The 19,714-nt window shown below is 63.5% G+C and carries 20 protein-coding genes; 13 read left to right on the top strand and 7 right to left on the bottom strand.

Translation table 11 applies throughout. From position 1 onward, the window contains the following. The first annotated feature begins 31 nt into the window (after nt 1-31). The 5 genes from queA to secF all read left to right on the top strand — a co-directional run bounded on the left by queA (nt 32) and on the right by secF (nt 5,985). Nucleotides 32-1,075, top strand: a complete 1,044-nt coding sequence (gene queA / locus AWB72_RS03040; RefSeq protein WP_040052950.1) for a tRNA preQ1(34) S-adenosylmethionine ribosyltransferase-isomerase QueA — start codon at nt 32-34, stop codon at nt 1,073-1,075. 50 nt (nt 1,076-1,125) lie between these two features. Beyond that, a complete protein-coding gene (gene tgt / locus AWB72_RS03035; RefSeq protein WP_040052951.1) occupies nt 1,126-2,286 on the top strand; it encodes a tRNA guanosine(34) transglycosylase Tgt in 1,161 nt (386 codons plus the stop codon). Nucleotides 2,287-2,489: 203 nt separating this feature from the next. Next, complete coding sequence (gene yajC, locus AWB72_RS03030) at nt 2,490-2,819, top strand: preprotein translocase subunit YajC (protein WP_040052952.1); 330 nt, start codon at nt 2,490-2,492, stop codon at nt 2,817-2,819. Between the two features lie 130 nt (nt 2,820-2,949). After that, the gene (secD, locus tag AWB72_RS03025) at nt 2,950-5,016 is read left to right on the top strand and encodes a protein translocase subunit SecD (RefSeq protein WP_040052953.1); all 2,067 of its coding nucleotides are present in this window, start codon (nt 2,950-2,952) and stop codon (nt 5,014-5,016) included. Nucleotides 5,017-5,034: 18 nt separating this feature from the next. Further along, nucleotides 5,035-5,985 carry a protein translocase subunit SecF gene (gene secF / locus AWB72_RS03020; RefSeq protein WP_040052954.1) on the top strand — a complete coding sequence of 317 codons (951 nt, stop codon included), beginning with the start codon at nt 5,035-5,037 and terminating at the stop codon, nt 5,983-5,985. Between the two features lie 78 nt (nt 5,986-6,063). Here secF and AWB72_RS03015 read toward each other — a convergent pair whose 3' ends face one another. From AWB72_RS03015 to AWB72_RS03005, 3 genes are all read right to left on the bottom strand, one after another. Continuing rightward, nucleotides 6,064-6,627, bottom strand: a complete 564-nt coding sequence (locus tag AWB72_RS03015; RefSeq protein WP_374728855.1) for a YceI family protein — start codon at nt 6,625-6,627, stop codon at nt 6,064-6,066. A gap of 71 nt (nt 6,628-6,698) precedes the next feature. Then, a complete protein-coding gene (locus AWB72_RS03010) occupies nt 6,699-7,262 on the bottom strand; it encodes a YceI family protein (RefSeq protein ID WP_040053243.1) in 564 nt (187 codons plus the stop codon). Nucleotides 7,263-7,383: 121 nt separating this feature from the next. Next, nucleotides 7,384-7,953 (bottom strand): cytochrome b, encoded by a 570-nt coding sequence (locus AWB72_RS03005; RefSeq protein WP_040053244.1) that lies wholly within the window; start codon nt 7,951-7,953, stop codon nt 7,384-7,386. A gap of 415 nt (nt 7,954-8,368) precedes the next feature. On the opposite strand from AWB72_RS03005, the gene AWB72_RS03000 reads away from it, so the two are divergent. The 5 genes from AWB72_RS03000 to AWB72_RS02980 all read left to right on the top strand — a co-directional run bounded on the left by AWB72_RS03000 (nt 8,369) and on the right by AWB72_RS02980 (nt 12,917). After that, nucleotides 8,369-9,031 carry a paraquat-inducible protein A gene (locus tag AWB72_RS03000; RefSeq protein ID WP_040052955.1) on the top strand — a complete coding sequence of 221 codons (663 nt, stop codon included), beginning with the start codon at nt 8,369-8,371 and terminating at the stop codon, nt 9,029-9,031. Then, entirely contained in the window at nt 9,028-9,717 is a 690-nt protein-coding gene (locus AWB72_RS02995; RefSeq protein WP_374728849.1) for a paraquat-inducible protein A, read from the top strand. The genes AWB72_RS03000 and AWB72_RS02995 overlap by 4 nt, the downstream gene beginning before the upstream one ends. Continuing rightward, nucleotides 9,710-11,416 carry a PqiB family protein gene (locus AWB72_RS02990; RefSeq protein ID WP_040052956.1) on the top strand — a complete coding sequence of 569 codons (1,707 nt, stop codon included), beginning with the start codon at nt 9,710-9,712 and terminating at the stop codon, nt 11,414-11,416. The genes AWB72_RS02995 and AWB72_RS02990 overlap by 8 nt, the downstream gene beginning before the upstream one ends. Further along, nucleotides 11,413-12,090 carry a PqiC family protein gene (locus tag AWB72_RS02985; RefSeq protein ID WP_040052957.1) on the top strand — a complete coding sequence of 226 codons (678 nt, stop codon included), beginning with the start codon at nt 11,413-11,415 and terminating at the stop codon, nt 12,088-12,090. Before AWB72_RS02990 ends, AWB72_RS02985 begins: the two co-directional genes overlap by 4 nt. 215 nt (nt 12,091-12,305) lie before the next feature. Then, entirely contained in the window at nt 12,306-12,917 is a 612-nt protein-coding gene (locus AWB72_RS02980) for a glutathione S-transferase (protein ID WP_208863103.1), read from the top strand. Nucleotides 12,918-12,956: 39 nt separating this feature from the next. On the opposite strand, the gene AWB72_RS02975 is transcribed toward AWB72_RS02980, so the two are convergent. The 4 genes from AWB72_RS02975 to AWB72_RS02960 form a co-directional block, all read right to left on the bottom strand. Beyond that, entirely contained in the window at nt 12,957-13,982 is a 1,026-nt protein-coding gene (locus AWB72_RS02975) for an alpha/beta hydrolase (RefSeq protein WP_040053247.1), read from the bottom strand. 230 nt (nt 13,983-14,212) lie between these two features. Then, nucleotides 14,213-14,770: a TetR/AcrR family transcriptional regulator gene (locus tag AWB72_RS02970; RefSeq protein ID WP_040052958.1), complete on the bottom strand. Its 558-nt coding sequence runs from the start codon at nt 14,768-14,770 to the stop codon at nt 14,213-14,215. Between the two features lie 136 nt (nt 14,771-14,906). Continuing rightward, nucleotides 14,907-16,043 (bottom strand): tRNA 2-thiouridine(34) synthase MnmA, encoded by a 1,137-nt coding sequence (gene mnmA, locus AWB72_RS02965; RefSeq protein WP_040052959.1) that lies wholly within the window; start codon nt 16,041-16,043, stop codon nt 14,907-14,909. Between the two features lie 7 nt (nt 16,044-16,050). Further along, on the bottom strand, nt 16,051-16,533 hold the full coding sequence (locus AWB72_RS02960; protein WP_040053248.1) for an NUDIX hydrolase: 483 nt from the start codon (nt 16,531-16,533) through the stop codon (nt 16,051-16,053). Nucleotides 16,534-16,738: 205 nt separating this feature from the next. Between AWB72_RS02960 and AWB72_RS02955 the strand changes: the two genes are divergently transcribed. From AWB72_RS02955 to AWB72_RS02945, 3 genes are read left to right on the top strand one after another with little or no spacing between them, the layout of a single operon-like run. After that, nucleotides 16,739-17,887: a Re/Si-specific NAD(P)(+) transhydrogenase subunit alpha gene (locus tag AWB72_RS02955; protein WP_040052960.1), complete on the top strand. Its 1,149-nt coding sequence runs from the start codon at nt 16,739-16,741 to the stop codon at nt 17,885-17,887. Between the two features lie 14 nt (nt 17,888-17,901). Then, a complete protein-coding gene (locus AWB72_RS02950; protein WP_040053249.1) occupies nt 17,902-18,222 on the top strand; it encodes an NAD(P) transhydrogenase subunit alpha part 2 in 321 nt (106 codons plus the stop codon). Further along, nucleotides 18,223-19,665: an NAD(P)(+) transhydrogenase (Re/Si-specific) subunit beta gene (locus AWB72_RS02945; RefSeq protein ID WP_040052961.1), complete on the top strand. Its 1,443-nt coding sequence runs from the start codon at nt 18,223-18,225 to the stop codon at nt 19,663-19,665. The last annotated feature ends 49 nt before the right edge of the window (nt 19,666-19,714 follow it).

The following is a 19,714-nucleotide window of genomic DNA, read 5'->3' as shown; positions in this document are numbered from 1 at the left end:
GTTTGCGCCTTCGTTCGTGCGACTTCCAGCCATGTTCACGCTTTCTGATTTCGATTTTAATCTGCCGCCCGAGCTGATCGCGCAGAGCGCGCTCGCCGAGCGCAGCGCGAGCCGTCTGCTCGAAGTCGACACCCGCAGCATGCCGGCCAGGCTCGTCGACCGGCGCTTTTCCGAATTGCCCGATCTCGTCGAACCCGGCGATCTCTTGGTCTTCAACGATACCAAAGTCCTGAAGGCGCGGTTCTTCGGCCAAAAGGCCAGTGGCGGGCGCGTCGAAATTCTGGTGGAGCGTCTGACCGGCGCGACGACCGCGCTCGCGCAGATTCGCGCGAGCAAGAGTCCGGCGCCGGGCAGCACCATCCGCCTCGCCGATGCGTTCGACGTGACCGTCGGCGAGCGCGTCGAACCGTTCTACACGCTGCATTTTCCGGCCGATTGCCTGACGCTCATCGAACAATTCGGGCGCTTGCCGCTGCCGCCGTACATCGAGCACGATGCCGACGCCTACGACGAAACGCGCTATCAGACGGTCTACGCAGCGAATCCCGGCGCGGTGGCCGCACCGACCGCGGGCCTGCATTTCGACGACGCCCTCTTCGCCCGGCTCGATGCGCGCGGCGTCGAACGCGCGACGCTCACGCTGCACGTCGGCGCGGGCACGTTCCAGCCGGTGCGCGTCGAAAACATCGCGGAGCACAAGATGCACAGCGAGTGGTACGCGCTGCCGCAGACGCTCGTGGACCGCATCGCGGCGGTGAAGGCGCGCGGCAATCGCGTGATCGCGGTCGGCACCACGTCGATGCGCGCGCTCGAAGCCGCCGCCCGCGACGCCGCCGCCGCCGGCCGTCCGCTTTCCGCGACGAGTGCCGAGACCGACATCTTCATCACACCGGGCTACGAATTCCGCGTGGTGGACCGGCTCGTGACGAACTTCCATCTGCCCAAATCGACGCTGATGATGCTCGTCTCCGCGTTCGCCGGAATCGACACCATCCGCGAGGCGTACCGGCACGCAATCGAACAGCGTTATCGCTTTTTCAGCTACGGCGACGCGATGCTCCTCACGCGCGCATAGTTCTTTCAACCCGACGCGCCGGACTGTTCTCCGGTAGCACAGGACTCTACATGACCGAGAATCACACTCCGCCCGACAACGGCCTCAAGTTCGAACTGCTCACGACCGACGGCCAGGCGCGCCGCGGCCGCCTCACGCTCAATCACGGCGTCATCGAAACGCCAATTTTCATGCCGGTCGGCACGTACGGCACCGTCAAGGCCATTCAGCCGCGCGAACTCGAAGAAATCCGCGCGCAGATCATCCTCGGCAACACGTTCCACCTGTGGCTGCGGCCTGGACTCGAAGCCATCGGCGCGCACGGCGGGCTGCATCGCTTCATGGGATGGAACAAGCCGATTCTCACCGACTCCGGCGGCTTCCAGGTATTTTCGCTCGGCGATCTGCGCAAGATCACCGAAGAAGGCGTCACGTTCGCGTCGCCGATCAACGGCGACCGGCTGTTCCTGTCGCCCGAAGTGTCGATGCAGATTCAGAAGGTGCTGAACTCCGACATCGTCATGCAGTTCGACGAATGCACGCCCTACGCGACCAACGGCGTGCCGACGTCGCACAAGGACGCCGCCGATTCCATGCGCATGTCGATGCGCTGGGCGAAGCGCTCCATCGACGAATTCGAGCGGCTCGGCAATCCGAACGCGCTCTTCGGCATCGTGCAGGGCGGCATGTTCGAAGACCTGCGCGACGAGTCGCTGGCGGGGCTGTCGGAGATCGATTTCCACGGGTTCGCCATCGGCGGGCTGTCCGTCGGCGAGCCGAAGGAAGACATGATGCGCGTGCTGAATCACATCGGCCCGAAACTGCCTGCCGACAAGCCGCATTACCTGATGGGCGTCGGCACGCCGGAAGATCTCGTCAATGGCGTGGCGGCGGGCGTCGACATGTTCGATTGCGTGATGCCGACGCGTAACGCGCGCAACGGCTGGCTCTTCACGCGCTTCGGCGACCTGAAGATCAAGAACGCGAGCCACAAGAATTCGATGAAACCGCTCGACGAAAGCTGCGGCTGTTACACGTGCCGGAATTTCACGCGCGCGTACCTGCACCATTTGCATCGCGTGGGCGAAATTCTCGGCGCGCAGCTCAACACCATCCACAATCTGCATTACTACCTGCAGCTCATCGGCGAAGTGCGCGAATCGATCGAAAATCACACGTTCGAAGCGTTTCGCAAGACGTTCGCGGAGAACCGCGCGCGGGGCGTCGATTAACGAATCATCCACAATCCGCCGTCGCGATGCGGCGACAGATTACAATTGCCTTTCCGTCGCTCGCGAACGCCCTCGACATGCGGTAACGGCTTGATGCCAAAGCGCATTCCGGAGGCTTTGCGGCATGGGCGGGTGGTAGAATACCCGGCTAATTTCTGACCTAGTTTTTGAACGTATTTTCGACGTATAACGGAGAGACCAACGTGTCGTTCATTTCCAATGCCTTTGCACAAGGCGCCACCGCGGGCAGCGCGGAATCGAGCCTGATGAGCTTCCTGCCGCTGATCCTGATGTTCGCGGTGCTGTACTTCATCATGATCCGTCCGCAGATGAAGCGTCAGAAGGAACATCGCAACATGCTCGCGGCCATGGCCAAGGGCGATGAAGTGGTGACGAACGGCGGCATCGTCGGCAAGGTCACGAAGGTGTCGGAAGCGTATGTGGGCGTCGAAATCGCCGAGGGCACGGAGATCACCGTGCAGAAGGCGGCCGTCACGACCATTCTCCCGAAGGGCACGATCAAATCGCTGTAAGGCCCGTATTTCCGCGTCCGGCGCGGCCTCGCTCCGAGCCCTCCGAGTCCCCGAGCCAGTTCAGCCGGCTCGTCGCGCATAACGCCGGACGCCCTCTCCTCCGAAGCCAACTTTCCGTTCGGCCATCCCCATGAATCGTTATCCCCTCTGGAAGTATGTCGTGATGCTGGTGGCGCTCGTCATCGGCCTCGTGTACACGCTCCCCAACTTCTTCGGCGAAGCGCCCGCAGTGCAGGTGTCGAGCGGCAAGGCAACGGTCAAGCTCGATTCGTCGACGCTCGCCAATGTCGAAGGCGCGCTCGCTGCCAGCAAGATCGCCGCGGACGAAGTCACGTTCGACAACTCGCAGACGAACGCCAATATTCGCGTGCGCCTGAAGGACACCGACACGCAGTTGCGCGTGAAGGACCTGCTGACGAAAACGCTGAACAGCGACCCGACCGATCCGCAATTCATCGTCGCGCTGAATCTGCAAAGCGCCTCGCCGCGCTGGCTGACGGCGCTGCACGCGCTGCCGATGTACCTCGGCCTCGACCTGCGCGGCGGCGTCCACTTCCTCTTGCAAGTGGACATGGCCGGCGCGCTGAACAAGAAGCTCGACTCCGACGCAGCGGACGCGCGCACTTACTTGCGCGACCGCAACGTCCGCGATGGCGGCGTGAGCCGCGTCGGGCAATCGGTCGTCGTGAATTTTTCGGATCAGGCCGTGGCCGGCAACGCGCGCACGCTGCTGACCACCGGCGTTTCCGAACTGCAATGGACGACGCGTCAGGGCGGCGACGGCTATCAGGTCGTCGGCACGTTCTCGGCGGCGACGCAGCGGACCGTCGAAGACGGCGCGCTCAAGCAGAACATCACGACGCTGCATAATCGCGTGAACGAACTCGGCGTCGCGGAGCCGGTGATCCAGCAACAGGGCGCGGACCGCATCGTGGTCGAGCTGCCGGGCGTGCAGGACACGGCGAAGGCGAAGGACATCATCGGCCGCACGGCGACGCTCGAAGCGCGCCTGGCCGATCCGGTCAACACGTACATCGGCGCGAACGATCCCGTGCCGCCCGGCGACGAAGCGTTCAAGCAGGGCGACCGCAACGTGCTGCTGAGGAAGCAAGTGATCTTCACCGGCGACCGCATCATCGACGCGTCGGCGGGCTTCGACGATCATCAGCGCCCGTCCGTGAACATCCGCCTCGACTCGGCCGGCGGCCGCGCGGTGGCGGCGGTGTCGCGCGAGAACATCGGCAAGCCGATGGCGATGGTGCTCTTCGAAAAGGGCAAGGGCGAAGTGCTGACGGTGGCGACCATCCAGTCCGAACTGGGCGACCGCTTCCAGATCACCGGTCAGCCGACGCCGCAAGCCGCAACCGATCTCGCGCTGCTGCTGCGCGCCGGTTCGCTCGCCGCGCCGATGGACATCATCGAGGAACGCACGGTCGGACCGAGCCTCGGCGCCGACAACATCAAGAAGGGCTTCGATTCGGTCACGTACGGCTTCGCCGCGATCGCCGTCTTCATGGTCGTGTACTACCTGCTGTTCGGCCTGATCTCGATGCTCTCGCTGTCGGTCAACCTGCTGCTGCTCGTCGCGATTCTCTCGATGCTGCAGGCCACGCTGACGCTGCCGGGCATCGCGGCTATCGCGCTCGCGCTCGGTATGGCGATCGACGCGAACGTGCTGATCAACGAGCGCATCCGCGAAGAACTGCGCAACGGCGCGCCGCCGCAGACCGCGATTCAGGAAGGCTTCAAGCACGCGTGGGCGACCATTCTCGATTCGAACGTCACCACGCTGATCGCCGGTCTCGCGCTGCTCGCGTTCGGCTCCGGTCCGGTGCGCGGCTTCGCGGTCGTGCACTGCATCGGCATTCTGACGTCGATGTTCTCGGCCGTGTTCTTCTCGCGCGGCCTCGTGAACCTGTGGTACGGCGGCAAGAAGAAGCTGAAGTCGCTGGCGATCGGCCAGGTGTGGCGTCCGGAAGGCGCGAGCGGCGAAGCGGCCGCAGCGGCTTATCTGGCGGCGCAGCGCGGCGACGATTCCCCCGTCGACGAGATCGTGACCACTGCGCAAGGCAAGACGAAGACCGCGCCGGTCGCGCCGCGCGCGGCGGCCCAGAAGCCCGCGCGCGCCGGCAAGCCGACGGTGCGACGCCGCTCGGGTCCGGGCGTCGATCAACAGAAACCGGGTTCGTCCCACTGAGCCCCGGAGCAACGAAACATGGAATTCTTCCGCATTCGCCGTGACTTGCCGCTGATGGAGCGCGCGTTGATTTTCAACGCGATCTCGCTCATCACGTTTCTCGCGGCCGTGTTCTTCCTCGTGCATCGCGGGCTGCATCTGTCGGTGGAGTTCACCGGCGGGACGGTCGTCGAGGTGCAGTATCCGCAAGCCGTGCCGCTCGAACCCGTGCGCGGCACGATGGCCCGCTTAGGCTACGCCGACGCGCAAGTGCAGAACTTCGGCACCTCGCGCGACGTGCTCATCCGCCTGCCGCTCAAGCAAGGGCTGACGTCCGCGCAGCAAAGCGAACAGGTCATGGGCGCGCTCAAGGCCAACGACCCGCAGGTGAGCTTGCAGCGCGTGGAGTTCGTCGGTCCGCAGGTGGGCAAGGAACTGGTCACCAACGGGCTCGCGGCGCTCGCGTGCGTGGTGATCGGCATCGTGATCTATCTGTCGTTTCGCTTCGAGTGGAAGTACGCGGTGGCGGGCATCATCGCCAACCTGCACGACGTGGTGATCATTCTCGGCTTCTTCGCCTACTTCCAGTGGGAGTTCTCGCTTTCGGTGCTGGCGGCGATTCTCGCGGTGCTCGGCTATTCGGTGAACGAGTCGGTGGTTATCTTCGACCGGATTCGCGAAACCTTCCGCAAGCAGCGCAAGATGACGGTGATCGAAGTCATCAACCACGCGATCACGAGCACGATGTCGCGAACCATCATCACCCACGGCTGTACGGAAATGATGGTGCTGTCGATGTTCTTCTTCGGCGGTCCGACGCTGCATTACTTCGCGCTCGCGCTCACCGTCGGTATTCTGTTCGGTATCTATTCGTCGGTGTTCGTGGCCGCCGCGCTCGCCATGTGGTTCGGCGTGAAGCGCGAGGATCTGATCAAGGACAAGAAAGACAAGTTCGATCCGAACGATCCGAACGCGGGCGCGCAGGTCTGAATCCACGCGCGACGCAAGCATGAAAAAAGCGGCCGGTCTTTCACAGACCGGCCGCTTTTTTACTTTGATGCGCGATGCTTACTGCTTCACGCCTTCCGCCTGGATATGCAGCACCGTCTTCAGGCTGAAGCCATACGACTTGCCGTAATCCATGCCGAAGTCGCCGCGATCGAACGTCGCCGTCGCTTCCGTGCCGCAGACTTCCTTCTTCATCATCGGATTGACGAAGCACTTGAAGCTCTCGATCTTCAGGTTGAGCGGCTTCGTGACGCCGTGCATCGTCAGCGTGCCGATGACTTCCGCGGGCTTGTCGCCGTCGAAGCGAATCGACGTGCCCTTGTAGACCGCGGTCGGATACTTGGCGACATCGAAGAACTCGGCCTTTTGCAGATGCTCGTCGAGCTTCGCGTTGCCCGTGTTCACCGACGCAATGTCGATGTTCACTTCCACCGTGCCGGTCTTCGCCGCGCGGTCGAGCACCACGGTGCCGCTGCTCTTGTTGAACTTGCCGCGCCACGTCGAAACGCCGCCGAAGTGATCCGCCTCGAAGCTCGGGTACGTGTGGTTCGGGTCGAGCTGATACGTGTCAGCGGCCATCGCGCTGAACGACAGGCCAGCGGCCAGCATGCCCGCTGCGATCATCGAAAGTTTATTCAAGTTGTTCTCCTGACTGAATGTGATTGTGCGTTGAACTCGCGTGAATGATCCGCCGCTCACTTCTTTGCGGCGACGATATGAAACTTGATGACGACATCGTCCGCGACGACGGACGTGTCCTTCCATTCGCCGGTGCCGATATCGAACTGGCTGCGCTTGATCGGCAAGGAGCCGTCGAAGGTTTCGGTCGCGCCCTGCTGCGTGACCGTGACGGGCACCGTCACCGTCTGCGACTTGCCCTTGATCGTGATCTTGCCCGTCACCTTGTACTGATTGCCGCCCGCCGGCGCGATCGCGCTCGAGACGAACGTCGCGGTCGGATACTTCGCCGCGTCGAACCATTCCGCGCCGCACACCTGCTTGTTGTAGTCGTCGTCGCCCAGGTCGTAGCTGCCCGTATCGATGGTGATGTTCGCGCTGCCCGCCTGCGGCTTCGCCGGATCGAATGCGATCTGCGCGCTGAACTTGTTGAACTTGCCGTCCGTGGGCACGTTCATCTGCTTCGACGTGGCGACAACCGAACTCTTCGCCATATCCACCTGCGCCTGTGCGCCCGCTGCCAGCGCGAACGACGTCGCGGCCGCCGCAGCCAGCATCCAACGGTTGAGTTTCACTTTCATGTGTGCCTTTTTGAACGGTTCGAACAAACAGCGGGTATTGAATCTGAAAAGCACGCGGGTGCCAACAGCCGGCCGGAAACGCCCTGCCAACTGCGAGGAAACAATCGACAATCGGCGCCGCTTACTTGACGAAGGGAAGCATGCGACCGAGCAAGCCGTCGCGATCGACGAAATGATGCTTGAGCGCCGCGAGCACGTGCATGACGACGAGCACGAGCAGCCCGTAGTTCAGCACGACATGCACGATGCGCAGCGTCGCCTTCAGCGCCTTGTCCGGCCCGATGATCGTCGGCAACGGCAGCACGCCGAGGTACACGACCTGCAAGCCTGCCGCCGAGCTGTACAGATAGCCCGACGCGGGAATCACGAGCATCAGCACGTAAAGCAGAATATGCGTGACGTGCGCCGCGCTCTGCTGCCAGCGCGCCATGCCGACAGGCAACTCGGGCGCGCGATGCGTGACGCGCCACACAAGGCGCAGCGCCGCGAGCACGAACACGGTCACGCCGATCCACTTGTGCCACGAGAAGTACTTGAGCTTCGTCGGCGTGAAGCCGGGGATATCGGTCATGATCCAGCCGAGATAAAAGCCGCCGACGATCAGCAACGCGATCAGCCAGTGCAGGCTGATCGCCGTGATGCCGTATCGTTCGCCGGACGTCGCCGGCGTGCTGCCAACACTGCTTTCCATGATGCGCATGTCCTGGGTAATCGTTATGTCGCGCGTGCGGCGCTGTCTCGCGCTGTCTCGAATGACTCGCCGATGCACGCGCCGCCATGCTACCGCAACGTCCGTGAAATGCCATCGTGCGTGCAAAAGCCTGCGGCACGCGCCCAAAGCCATGCTGGGCGGGGCTTTCCGCCCGCTTCCCCGCAATGCGCGCCGTTTATGCAACGAACTATTCTGCCCATGCAACGGTCGATCAAGTCCGCGCCGCGACCAGAAGAGAACGATGCAGGCATCGCTTATATTCCAGCGCTCAGGCGTCTTGGCGAACTTTGTTACGATGCTGCTACCATCGCCGCTGGCCCGCTATTTGCTGCCAACGCTGCGGGCCCATCTCCGCCACCAGACGAACACGCATGAGAAGGCTCGCCCTCCGACTATGAACGTGAACGAATCGGAAGAACTGATCGCGTGTCACGAATGCGACGCGCTCTTCAAGAAGCGCGCGCTTCCCGAGCACAGCTCGGCGAATTGCCCGCGTTGCGGCGCGCTGCTTTACAGAAGCATCCCGCGCAACCTCGACCGCATCTGCGCGACGACGCTCGCCGCGCTCATCACCTTCGTGATCGCGCAGGCGTTCCCCATCGTCGAACTCGATGCAAACGGCATCACCTCGCAAACGACGCTCATCGGCGCGATCGTCGCGTTGTGGAGCGAGCAGATGGAGATTGTCGCCGTGCTGGTCTTTTGCGCGACCATCCTGTTTCCGCTGTGCGAACTCGTCGCGCTGCTCTACGTGCTGATGCCCGTGCGCGCCGGCTACGTGCCGCCCGGCTTTCATCTCACGTTGCGCGCCATCCAGTTCGTGCGCCCGTGGGGAATGATCGAAGTGTTCATGCTCGGCGTGCTCGTCACGCTCGTGAAGATGCTGAGCGTCGCGCGCGTGATTCCCGAAGCCGCGCTTTTCGCTTTCGGCGCGCTGACGCTGATGGTCGCTGTCGTCGTGAGCTTCGATCCGCGCTCGCTATGGGATATCGCGGCCCAACTGCCGAAGCGGCGCGCGCGCCGGCCGGTCGCCACATCCGTGAGGCAGAAATCGTGAACGACAAACCGCTCGACGCGGCCATCGACGAACCCGATGCACCGTCGCCCACGCTCTTCACCACGGCATCGCGCTCGAAGCTCGTGTCGTGTCACGCGTGCGGGCTCGTGCAGCCGCTTGCGCGCACCATCGAAAAGCAGCGCTGCACGCGGTGCGACGCGGTCGTGCATCGGCGCAATCCGGACAGCATCGCGCGGACGTGGGCGCTGCTCATCAGCGCGGCGATCCTCTATATTCCCGCGAATGTCTTTCCGATGCTGCATACGTCGTCGATTCTCGGCGCCGAGGACGACACGATCATGAGCGGCGTCGCGCTCTTCTGGAACGACGGCGACTATCCGCTCGCGGTCGTCATCTTCGTCGCGAGCATTCTGGTGCCGATGCTGAAGCTCCTTTCGCTCGCGTTCCTGCTCGTCAGCGTGCAGCGACGCTCCGTGTGGCGTCCGCGGCAGCGCACGAAGCTGTATCGCGTGGTGGAAGGCATCGGCCGATGGTCGATGCTCGATATCTTCGTCGTCACGCTCACCGTCGCGCTGGTGCGCTTCAAGTCGGTGGCGGTCATCACGGCGGGGCCGGCGGCGCTCGCGTTCGCGTCGGTCGTCGTGTTGACGATGCTCGCGTCCATGCAGTTCGATCCGCGTCTGATCTGGGACAACATAGAACCGTCAGGAAAGAAATATGACTAGTGGCCAAGGTCCGGAAGGACCGGAAACCAGCGACACTTCCACGCCGGACACCACGCCCGCTTCACCCAAGCCGCCCGCCGCGTCCGGGCAGGGAAGCGGCGGCGGCCTGCCCCCGAATCTGCCCGAACCGGTGATCGAGCCGCGCAGCCGCTGGCTGCCGTCGCTCGTGTGGGTGATCCCGATCGTCGCGGCGCTGATCGGCGTGTTTCTCGTCGTGAAGACGGTATCGAGCCGCGGCCCGACCGTCACGATCAGCTTCGTGAACGCCGAAGGGCTGGAGCCGGGCAAGACCAAGGTCAAGTACAAGGACGTGGACATCGGCACGGTGAAGACCATCACGTTGTCGAAGGACCATTCGCGCGTGCTCGTCGACGTTCAGCTCACGAAGGAAGCCACCGATTTCGCCGTGAAGGACACGCGCTTCTGGGTCGTGCGCCCGCGCGTGGCCGCGAGCGGCGTCACCGGGCTGTCGACGCTCCTGTCCGGCTCGTACATCGGCGTGGATGCGGGCAGATCGACGGAGGACCAGACATACTTCGTTGGCCTCGAAACGCCGCCTGCCGTCACCGGCGATCAGCGCGGCCACACGTTCACGCTGCACGGCGAATCGCTCGGATCGCTGGATATCGGCTCGCCGGTCTACTATCGCCGCGTGCAGGTCGGCCAGGTGACGGCGTTCTCGCTCGACAAGGACGGCACCGGCGTGACCATGCAGGTGTTCGTCAACGCGCCGTACGATCAGTACGTCGGCAGCAATTCGCGCTGGTGGCACGCGAGCGGCGTCGATCTGCGGCTCGATTCAAGCGGCTTCACGCTGAACACGCAGTCGCTCGCGACGGTCGTGCTGGGCGGCATCGCGTTCCAGACGCCGCCGAATCAGCAGCCCGGCCCGCAGGCCAAGGAGAACGCGACGTTCCGGCTCGCCTCCGATCAGGCCGACGCGATGCGAGACCCCGACGGCGACGCCGTGCATGTCGTGATGAACTTCAATCAGTCGTTGCGCGGCTTGTCGGTGGGCGCGCCGGTCGATTTCCGCGGCATCGTGCTGGGCCAGGTGACGGGCATCGGCGTGCAATACGACCAGAAAACGCACGCCTTCATGATGCCGGTGACGATCGATCTCTATCCGGATCGCCTCGGCCGGCGCGCGAAGGCGGCGTTGCCGGAACAAGGCTCGGCCGCGAGTCACGACATGCTGGAGCTGCTCGTCAAGCGCGGGCTGCGCGGACAGTTGCGCACCGGCAACCTGCTGACGAGCCAGCTTTACGTCGCGCTCGACTTCTTCCCGAAGGCGCCGCCCGCGAAGGTGAGCGCGAGCAACGATCCGCTCGAACTGCCGACCGTGCCGAACACGCTCGACGAACTGCAGCTTCAGATTGCCGACATCGCGCGCAAGCTGGACAAGATTCCGTTCGACGAGATCGGCACGAATCTGAACGGCTCGCTCAAGAACGCGAACGCGCTTTTCGATCAGCTCGGCAAGGAAGTGATGCCGGAAGTGCGCGACACGCTTACGCAGGCGAAGAAAACCTTCGGCGAGGCGCAATCGACGCTTCAGCAGGATTCGCCGCTTCAGTCCGACGTGCATCAGGCGATGCAGGAACTCACGCGGACGCTTCAATCGCTCAATTCGCTCGCCGATTATCTGGAGCGTCATCCGGAATCGCTGCTGCGAGGCAAACCGGGAGACAAACCATGAGGTTCGGCGTGTTGTTATTGACTCTGGGCGCGGCCGGCGTGCTGGCCGCGTGCGCATCGTCGCCGTCGAGCCGGTTCTACACGCTGGGCGGGGCGGCACAGGGACAGACGGCGGTATCGTCGGCGCCGGCGTCGTTCTTTTTCGAGCTTGCGCCCGTCGACATGCCGCAGCAGGTATCGCGCAATCAGCTCGTCGTGCAGTCGAGTGCGGCGCAGGTGAGCGTGCTCGAGCAGGAACGCTGGGCCTCGCTTCCCGCCGATGAAGTGCGCCGCGCCCTCTCCGGCGATCTCGCGCAGCAGTTGAACGCGATTGATGTCTACGGCACGCCGTACCCGGAATCGGCGCAGGTGTATCGCGTGAAGGTGAAGGTGCAGCGCTTCGAATCGTGGCCGGGATCGCAGGCCGTGATCGATGCGGTGTGGAGCGTGCGCGGCGGCGCGTCGCAAGCGGTGATGACGTGCCGCACCGTCGCCGACGAGCGCGTGGGCGACGGTTACGACGCGCTCGTCGACGGGCATCGCAAGGCGGTGAACGAAATCGCGTCGGCGATTTCGGCGGGCGTGCGCAGTCTCGGGACGGTGAAGGCGGGATCGCCGTCGTCATCGAAGCACGTCCCGACGCCGGTTTTGCCTTGCCCGGCGCCGGGCGTCGGAACGACGGCCAGCGCGCAGTGATATCGCTGGGCGTGCTCGGAAGCAATCGACCGATCCGGACTGCTTGCCTTTGGCCACCGAAACATCGGGTTCCTACGCTTTTCCTGTTCGCGAATCCGCGCGATGTTGTCGGCAGACGACAATCGCCTTTCGCACCATCTCGAAATTGCGGTTGGCGCGCGTGCCCCCGGTTAAGATCGTCGGTCGGCTGCTTCTGAAACAAACGAGAAAAATAGATGATGAAACTGATCGGTTCGCACACCAGTCCATTCGTCCGCAAGGTGCGGATCGTGATGGCGGAAAAGAAGATCGACTGCGAACTCGTGCTCGAAGACGTGTGGGCATCCGATTCGAAAATCCACGATTACAACCCGCTCGGTAAGGTGCCGTGCCTCATTCTCGACGACGGCGAAGCGGTGTTCGATTCGCGTGTCATCTGCGAGTACGTGGACACGCTCACGCCCGTCGGCAAGCTGCTGCCGCAGGAACGCCGCGAACGCACCGCGGTGCGCTGCTGGGAAGCGCTCGCGGACGGCATGCTCGACGCCGCCGTGCTCATTCGCCTCGAAGGCGTGCTGCGGGAAGAGGCGCATCGCAGCGAGAAGTGGATCGCGCGGCAGCGTCACAAGATCGAGGACGGCCTGCGCGCGATGGCCGAAGGTCTCGGCTCGAATCAGTGGTGCTCGGCGAATCGCTTCACGCTCGCCGATATCGCGTGCGGCTGCGCGCTCGCCTATCTCGATTTCCGCATGCCCGAGCTGAACTGGCGCGAAGCGCATCCGACGCTCGACAAGCTCTACGCGCGTCTCGCGCAGCGGCAATCGTTCATCGATACCCAGCCCGTCTGAACTCGACGCTCCCGCGCGAGGCAGGAGCGTTTCCGTGCGTTACTTTGTGAGCGCGGCCTTGAGCGACGCGTTGGCCTGTGCGATGGCGGCGCGCGTCGCCGGCGTCTGCGCGAGGGCGTTGAGCATCACGAAGTCGTGGATCGTGCCGTTGTATCGCGCCGATGTTACCGGCACGCCCGCCTGGCTCAGCTTGCGCGCGTAAGCCTCGCCTTCGTCGCGCAGCACGTCGTTTTCATCGGTGATGACGAGCGCCGCCGGCAATCCCTTCAATTCGTCGATGCTCGCGCGCAGCGGCGACGCCGTGATCTTCGCGCGATCCGACGCGTTCGGCGCGTAGGCGTCCCAGAACCACTTCATCGCCTCGCGGGTGAGCCACGGACCGTTGGCGAATTCGTTGTAGGAACCGTCGTCGAAATTCGCGTCCGTTACCGGATAGAACAGCACTTGCGCGCGCAGCCCCGGGCCGCCGCGTTCCTTCGCGAGCAGCGTGACGGCCGCCGCCATGTTGCCGCCGACGCTGTCGCCCGCGACCGCCATGCGCGACGCGTCGACATTGAACTCGCGGGCATGCTCCGCGACGTAGCGCGTCGCCGCGTAGGCCTGTTCGATCGGAACCGGATATTTCGTTTCCGGCGAGCGGTCATAGTCGACGAACACGACTTCCGCCTGCGCGCCGTTCGCGATCTCGCGCACGAGGCGATCGTGCGTGTTCTTGTCGCCGAGCACCCAGCCGCCGCCGTGGAAATACATGATGACCGGCAGCGCGCCCTTCGCATGCTCGGGCCGCACGATGCGCAGCGAAATCTTGCCGGTCGGGCCGGCTTCGATCACGCGGTCTTCGATCTTCGCGGGCAGCTTGCTCACCGGCTGCGATTGAGCGCCGGCCAGCACGTTGCGTGCATCGGCGGGGGACAGCGTGTAGATCGGCGGGCCGTTCTTCGCGGCGAGGGCGTCGATGAACTGTTGCGTCGCGGGTTCGAGCACCGGCGCGGCATGCGCTGCGGCGTGGGAAAAGACGGCGGTGGCAATTGCACTGGCGACGAGCGCGGTTTTCACCTTTTTCATGGCGGACTCCATTTCGTTGATTTGGAAATAACAGTTCAATTTGAATCTACTGCTAGATAGACAACAGGTTGAGTCGAACCTTTTACGCTGCATCGTGGTTCCGGCCGAGCCAGTCGGCCACGCCGTCGCACTCATGCCGGACAAGCCGATTGAAACAAAATCTATCTATCAACAGATAGATTATCCAAGGTGAAGAAACCGCTTTTTCACAGAGTTATCCACAGGCTTATCTACCGACGCACGGTGTCGGCGACTTCGTCCAGACGGGCGCGGGTTTGAAAGAGCCGGCAAGCCAGCAAGCTGCCCTGGAACGCCGCGTAGAGAGCACGCGCGGCCGCGTCCGGCTTGCCGCCGGCATCGAGCGTGTCTTGCGCTTCGCCTTCGGCGAGCACTTTCGCGAGCCAGTTCTCGTTCGCCTTGAAGAACGACTGCACCGCGTGACGCACCTTCTCCGGCAACGATTCGATATCGGCCGCGAGCATGCCGCACAGGCAGACCTGCCGGCCGTCGCCGATGATCCGCCCGAAGAGCCGCGTGTAGCGATCGAGCTTCTTTTCGGCGGGTGCGGAACTGTCGATTGCGTAAATCGACGACATCACGTCCGCGCTATACGCGTTCACCGCTTCGAGCGCGAGATCTTCCTTCGTCGGAAAGTAGTAGTGAATGCTCGACGTCTTCACGCCGACCAGTTCGGACAAGTCGCGGTAGCTGAAGCCGTTGTACCCGCGCATCATCATGATGGTCTGCGCGTGGTCCAGCAAAGACTCGCGTACCGTGTTCTTGTCCATGACCTCTTTCCCCTGCGTTCGATGGGTGAAATTTATCTACTGATAGGTAGATAGTCAAGCGCTTGTATCGAATAACTTTTTATCGGCGCGATAGGTAATGGTAAAAAAGCCCCGGCTCGTCGGCCGGGGCTTCGCGTCAACTTGCGCTCGAAACCGCGACTGCCGCCGTATCCGAAGCGACGCCAGCCGCCGCGCGCTCGATGATCCCGCCGCCCAGACACACATCGCCTTGATACAGCACGGCGGACTGGCCCGGCGTCACCGCCCATTGCGCATCGTCGAAACGCAGCTCGAAGTGCGCATCGTTGCCGGTGAGCGCGAATGTGCACGCCGCGTCTTGCTGCCGATACCGCGTCTTGGCCGCGCACGCCGCGCCGTCGTCCGGCGCGAAACCCGCGACCCAGCTCGTGTTGCCCGCAAGGAGCGTATGCGACAGCAGCCACGGATGGTCATGCCCCTGCACGACATACAGCGTGTTGCTCGCCATGTCCTTGCCCGCGACAAACCACGGCTCGCCGCTGCCGTCCTTCGCGCCCCCGATGCCGATGCCCTTGCGCTGCCCGAACGTATAGAACGCCAGCCCGATATGCTCGCCGACGATCTTCCCTTCCGCCGTCTTCATCGGGCCGGGCTTGGTCGGCAGATAGCGGTTCAGAAAGTCGCGGAACGGCCGTTCGCCGATGAAGCAGATGCCGGTCGAATCCTTCTTCTTCGCGTTCGGCAGGCCGATCTGTGCCGCGATCTCGCGCACCTTCGTTTTCGGAATTTCGCCGAGCGGAAAGAGCGTCTTCGATAGCTGCTGCTGGTTCAGCCGATGCAGGAAGTACGACTGATCCTTGGTCGAATCGGCGGCCTTCATCAACTGGAAAAGGCCATCGCGTTCGCGCACGCGCGCGTAGTGGCCGGTCGCGATGGTTTCCGCGCCGAGCGACATCGCGTGGTCGAGAAACGCCTTGAACTTGATCTCGGCGTTGCAGAGCACGTCCGGATTCGGCGTGCGCCCAGCCGAGTATTCGCGCAGGAATTCGGCGAACACGCGGTCCTTGTATTCGGCGGCGAAGTTGACGGCTTCCACGTCGATGCCGATCAGATCCGCCACCGACACCACGTCGATCCAGTCCTGACGCGTCGAGCAGTATTCGCTGTCGTCGTCGTCTTCCCAGTTCTTCATGAAGAGGCCGACGACGTCGTAGCCCTGCTCTTTCAAAAGCCATGCCGTCACCGACGAATCCACGCCGCCCGACATGCCCACCACCACTCTTTGCTTGCTCATAGGGATATCACGCCCGCACCACCGGCGCGACCGAATGCGTATGGATGAAATCGAGCGGCACGCGCCGCCCGGACAAGTAATCGTCGACGCACTTCATGACGAGCGGCGTCCGATGTTGCGCCGCCGTCGCGCGCAGTTCGTCGGCCGTGAGCCACATCGCGCGGACGATGCCCTTGTCCAGCGCCCTTCCCGCGACCTCGCCCGCGGACTTGCCGCAGAACGTGAAGCGCAGATAAGTGACGTCGCGTCCCGGCCGCGCGAAGTGCGTCATATACGCGCCGACGAGCGCCTCGGGCTCGAAGCGATGCGCCGTTTCCTCGAGCGTCTCGCGAACGACCGCTTCGACGAGCGTTTCGCCGGCTTCGAGATGACCGGCCGGTTGGTTGATTCGCAGCCCTGCGGAAGTGTGTTCCTCGATGACGAGGAACCGCCCGTCCCGCTCGACGACGGCTGCAACCGTAACGTGTGGTGCCCAAGTATCTGATTTCATGGCCGACATTTTACCGTCCCGGCCCCGAACACGCCCGCGATGCCCTAAGGGTTAGCGCGGTGCCGGAACGTATTTTTTACGCGCATTCTTCGGTTAAAGTTGCAGTAGCCGTTGATCCAGCATTTGAAACGAAAGCCAGCCTCGATTCTTCCCGCCGCCGGGCCCCAGGGCGCGGGAAGAAAAAATAAAACCGGAGGATTCAAAAATGCACATCGGAGTGCCTGCTGAAACGCGGGCGAACGAGGCGCGCATCGCCGCCACGCCGGAGACAGTGAAGAAGCTCGTCGCACAGGGGCATCGCGTCTCGGTGCAGAGCGGCGCGGGCATCAAAGCCAGCTATATCGACGACGCGTTCGCCTCCGCAGGCGCGGATATCGTCGATGCCGCCACCGCCTTTTCCGCCGAAATCGTTCTCAAGGTTCAGTCGCCGAGCGAAAGCGAACTGGCGATGCAGAAGCCGGGCACCGTGCTCATCGGCATGCTCGATCCCTTCAACACCGAAAACACCGCACGGCTCGCGTCGGCGGGCGTCACCGCGTTCGCGCTCGAAGCCGCGCCGCGCACCACGCGCGCGCAAAGCCTCGACGTGCTGTCGTCGCAGGCGAACATCGCCGGGTACAAGGCCGTGTTGATCGCGTGCCACTACTATCAGCGCTTCATGCCGATGCTGATGACCGCCGCGGGCACCGTCAAGGCGGCGCGCGTGCTGGTGCTGGGCGCGGGCGTCGCAGGCCTGCAGGCGATCGCCACGGCGAAGCGCCTCGGCGCGGTCGTGGAAGCATCGGATGTGCGGCCGGCAGTGAAGGAGCAAATCGAGTCGCTCGGCGCGAAGTTCGTCGACGTCCCGTTCGAAACCGACGAGGAACGCGAGGCGGCGGTCGGCGTCGGCGGTTACGCGCGGCCGATGCCGGCAAGCTGGCTCGCGCGGCAATCGGCGCAGGTTCACGAACGCGCGAAGGCGGCGGACATCGTCATTTCGACGGCGCTGATCCCCGGCCGTCCCGCGCCGACGCTGCTTTCGGTGGAAACGGTGAAGCACATGAAGCCGGGCTCGGTCATCGTCGATCTCGCCGCCGGACGCGGCCCCGAGTTCGAGGGCAGAAAAGGCGGCAACTGTCCGCTGACCGAAGTGGATCAGGTCGTGACGAAGCATGACGTGCATATCGTGGGCCATACGAATCTGGCGTCGATGGTCGCCGCCGATGCGTCCGCGCTCTACGCGCGCAATCTGCTCGACTTCCTCAAGCTGATCATCACGAAGGAAGGCACGCTCAACATCGACCTCGCGGACGACATCGTCGCGGCCACGCTCCAGTGCCGCGACGGTCAGCCGGCGCGCGCCGCCACCGCCTGAACACGGAGACGAACATGGATGTCATCAATCACACGGTGATCAACCTGATCATCTTCGTGCTGGCGATCTACGTCGGCTATCACGTGGTCTGGAACGTCACGCCCGCGCTGCATACGCCGCTGATGGCGGTGACGAACGCGATCTCGGCGATCGTCATCGTCGGCGCGATGCTCGCGGTCGGCTTGACGATCGGCGGCGCGGGCAAGTTCTTCGGCACGCTCGCGGTGCTGCTCGCGGCGGTGAACGTGTTCGGCGGCTTTCTCGTCACGCGGCGAATGCTGGAGATGTTCAAGAAGAAAGAGCCGAAAAAACTGACCAGCAAGGAGGGCGCGTAAATGAGCATGAACGTCGTCACTCTCCTGTATCTGGTCGCGTCGGTGTGCTTCATTCAGGCGCTGAAGGGCCTGTCGAATCCGAAGACCGCGCGCATCGGCAATACGTTCGGCATGGCCGGGATGGCGATCGCCATTCTCACGACGCTCGCGCTCATCGTGAAACAGGGCGCTTATCTCGAAGCGAATCTCGCGCTCGGGCTGTCGCTGCTGTTCGTGGCGTTGATCGTCGGCGGCGGCGCGGGCGCGTATATCGCGGCGAAAGTCGAGATGACGAAGATGCCCGAACTCGTCGCGGCGATGCACTCGCTGATCGGTCTCGCGGCGGTCTGCATTGCGTACGGCGTGGTGTCGGAGCCTTCGGCGTTCGGTCTCGCCGCGCCCGGCGATCCGATTCCGTACGGCAATCGCGTCGAGTTGTTCATCGGCACGTTCGTCGGCGCGATCACGTTTTCCGGCTCGGTGATCGCGTTCGGCAAGCTCTCGGGCAAGTACAAGTTCCGGCTGTTTCAGGGCGCGCCGGTCGTGTACTCGGGGCAGCATCTGATCAACCTGCTGCTCGCGGTCGCGATGGTCGGCTTCGGCATCATCTTCATGTTGACGCAGTCGTGGCTGCCGTTCGTCATCATGACGCTGATCGCGTTCGCGCTGGGCGTGCTCATCATCATTCCGATCGGCGGCGCGGACATGCCGGTGGTCGTCTCGATGCTCAACTCGTACTCGGGCTGGGCGGCGGCGGGCATCGGCTTCTCGCTGAACAATCCGATGCTGATCATCGCGGGATCGCTGGTCGGCTCGTCGGGCGCGATCCTGTCCTACATCATGTGCCGCGCGATGAACCGCTCGTTCTTCAACGTGATTCTCGGCGGCTTCGGCGGCGAAGCGGGCGGTGCGGTGGCGGGCGGCGCGCAGGAACAGCGCCCGGTGAAATCCGGTTCCGCCGACGACGCCGCCTTCATGCTCGGCAATGCGGAGAGCGTGGTGATCGTGCCGGGATACGGGCTCGCGGTCGCGCGCGCGCAGCATGCGCTGAAGGAGCTGACGGACAAGCTCGTGGAGAAGGGAATCGACGTGCGATACGCGATTCACCCCGTCGCCGGGCGGATGCCGGGGCACATGAACGTGCTGCTTGCCGAGGCGGAAGTGCCGTACGAGATGGTGCAGGAGATGGAGGACATCAACAGCGAGTTCGGGCAGACGGATGTGGTGCTCGTGCTCGGCGCGAACGATGTGGTGAATCCTGCGGCGAAGACGGACCCGAAATCGCCGATCGCGGGAATGCCGATTCTCGAGGCTTACAAGGCGCGGACGATCATCGTGAATAAACGGTCGATGGCAGCGGGTTATGCCGGGCTGGATAACGAACTGTTCTATATGGACAAGACGATGATGGTGTTCGGGGATGCGAAGAAGGTGGTGGAGGAGATGATGAAGGCGGTGGAGTGAGGGCCATCTACGGCAACAAGGCGCTCATTCCCCGTAAAGGGCTGAATGA

Source organism: Caballeronia concitans, from assembly GCF_001544615.1.
Taxonomy (GTDB): domain Bacteria; phylum Pseudomonadota; class Gammaproteobacteria; order Burkholderiales; family Burkholderiaceae; genus Caballeronia; species Caballeronia concitans.
The sequence above is the reverse complement of the archived record's forward strand: the minus strand, read 5'-3'. Positions and strand labels throughout refer to the sequence as shown.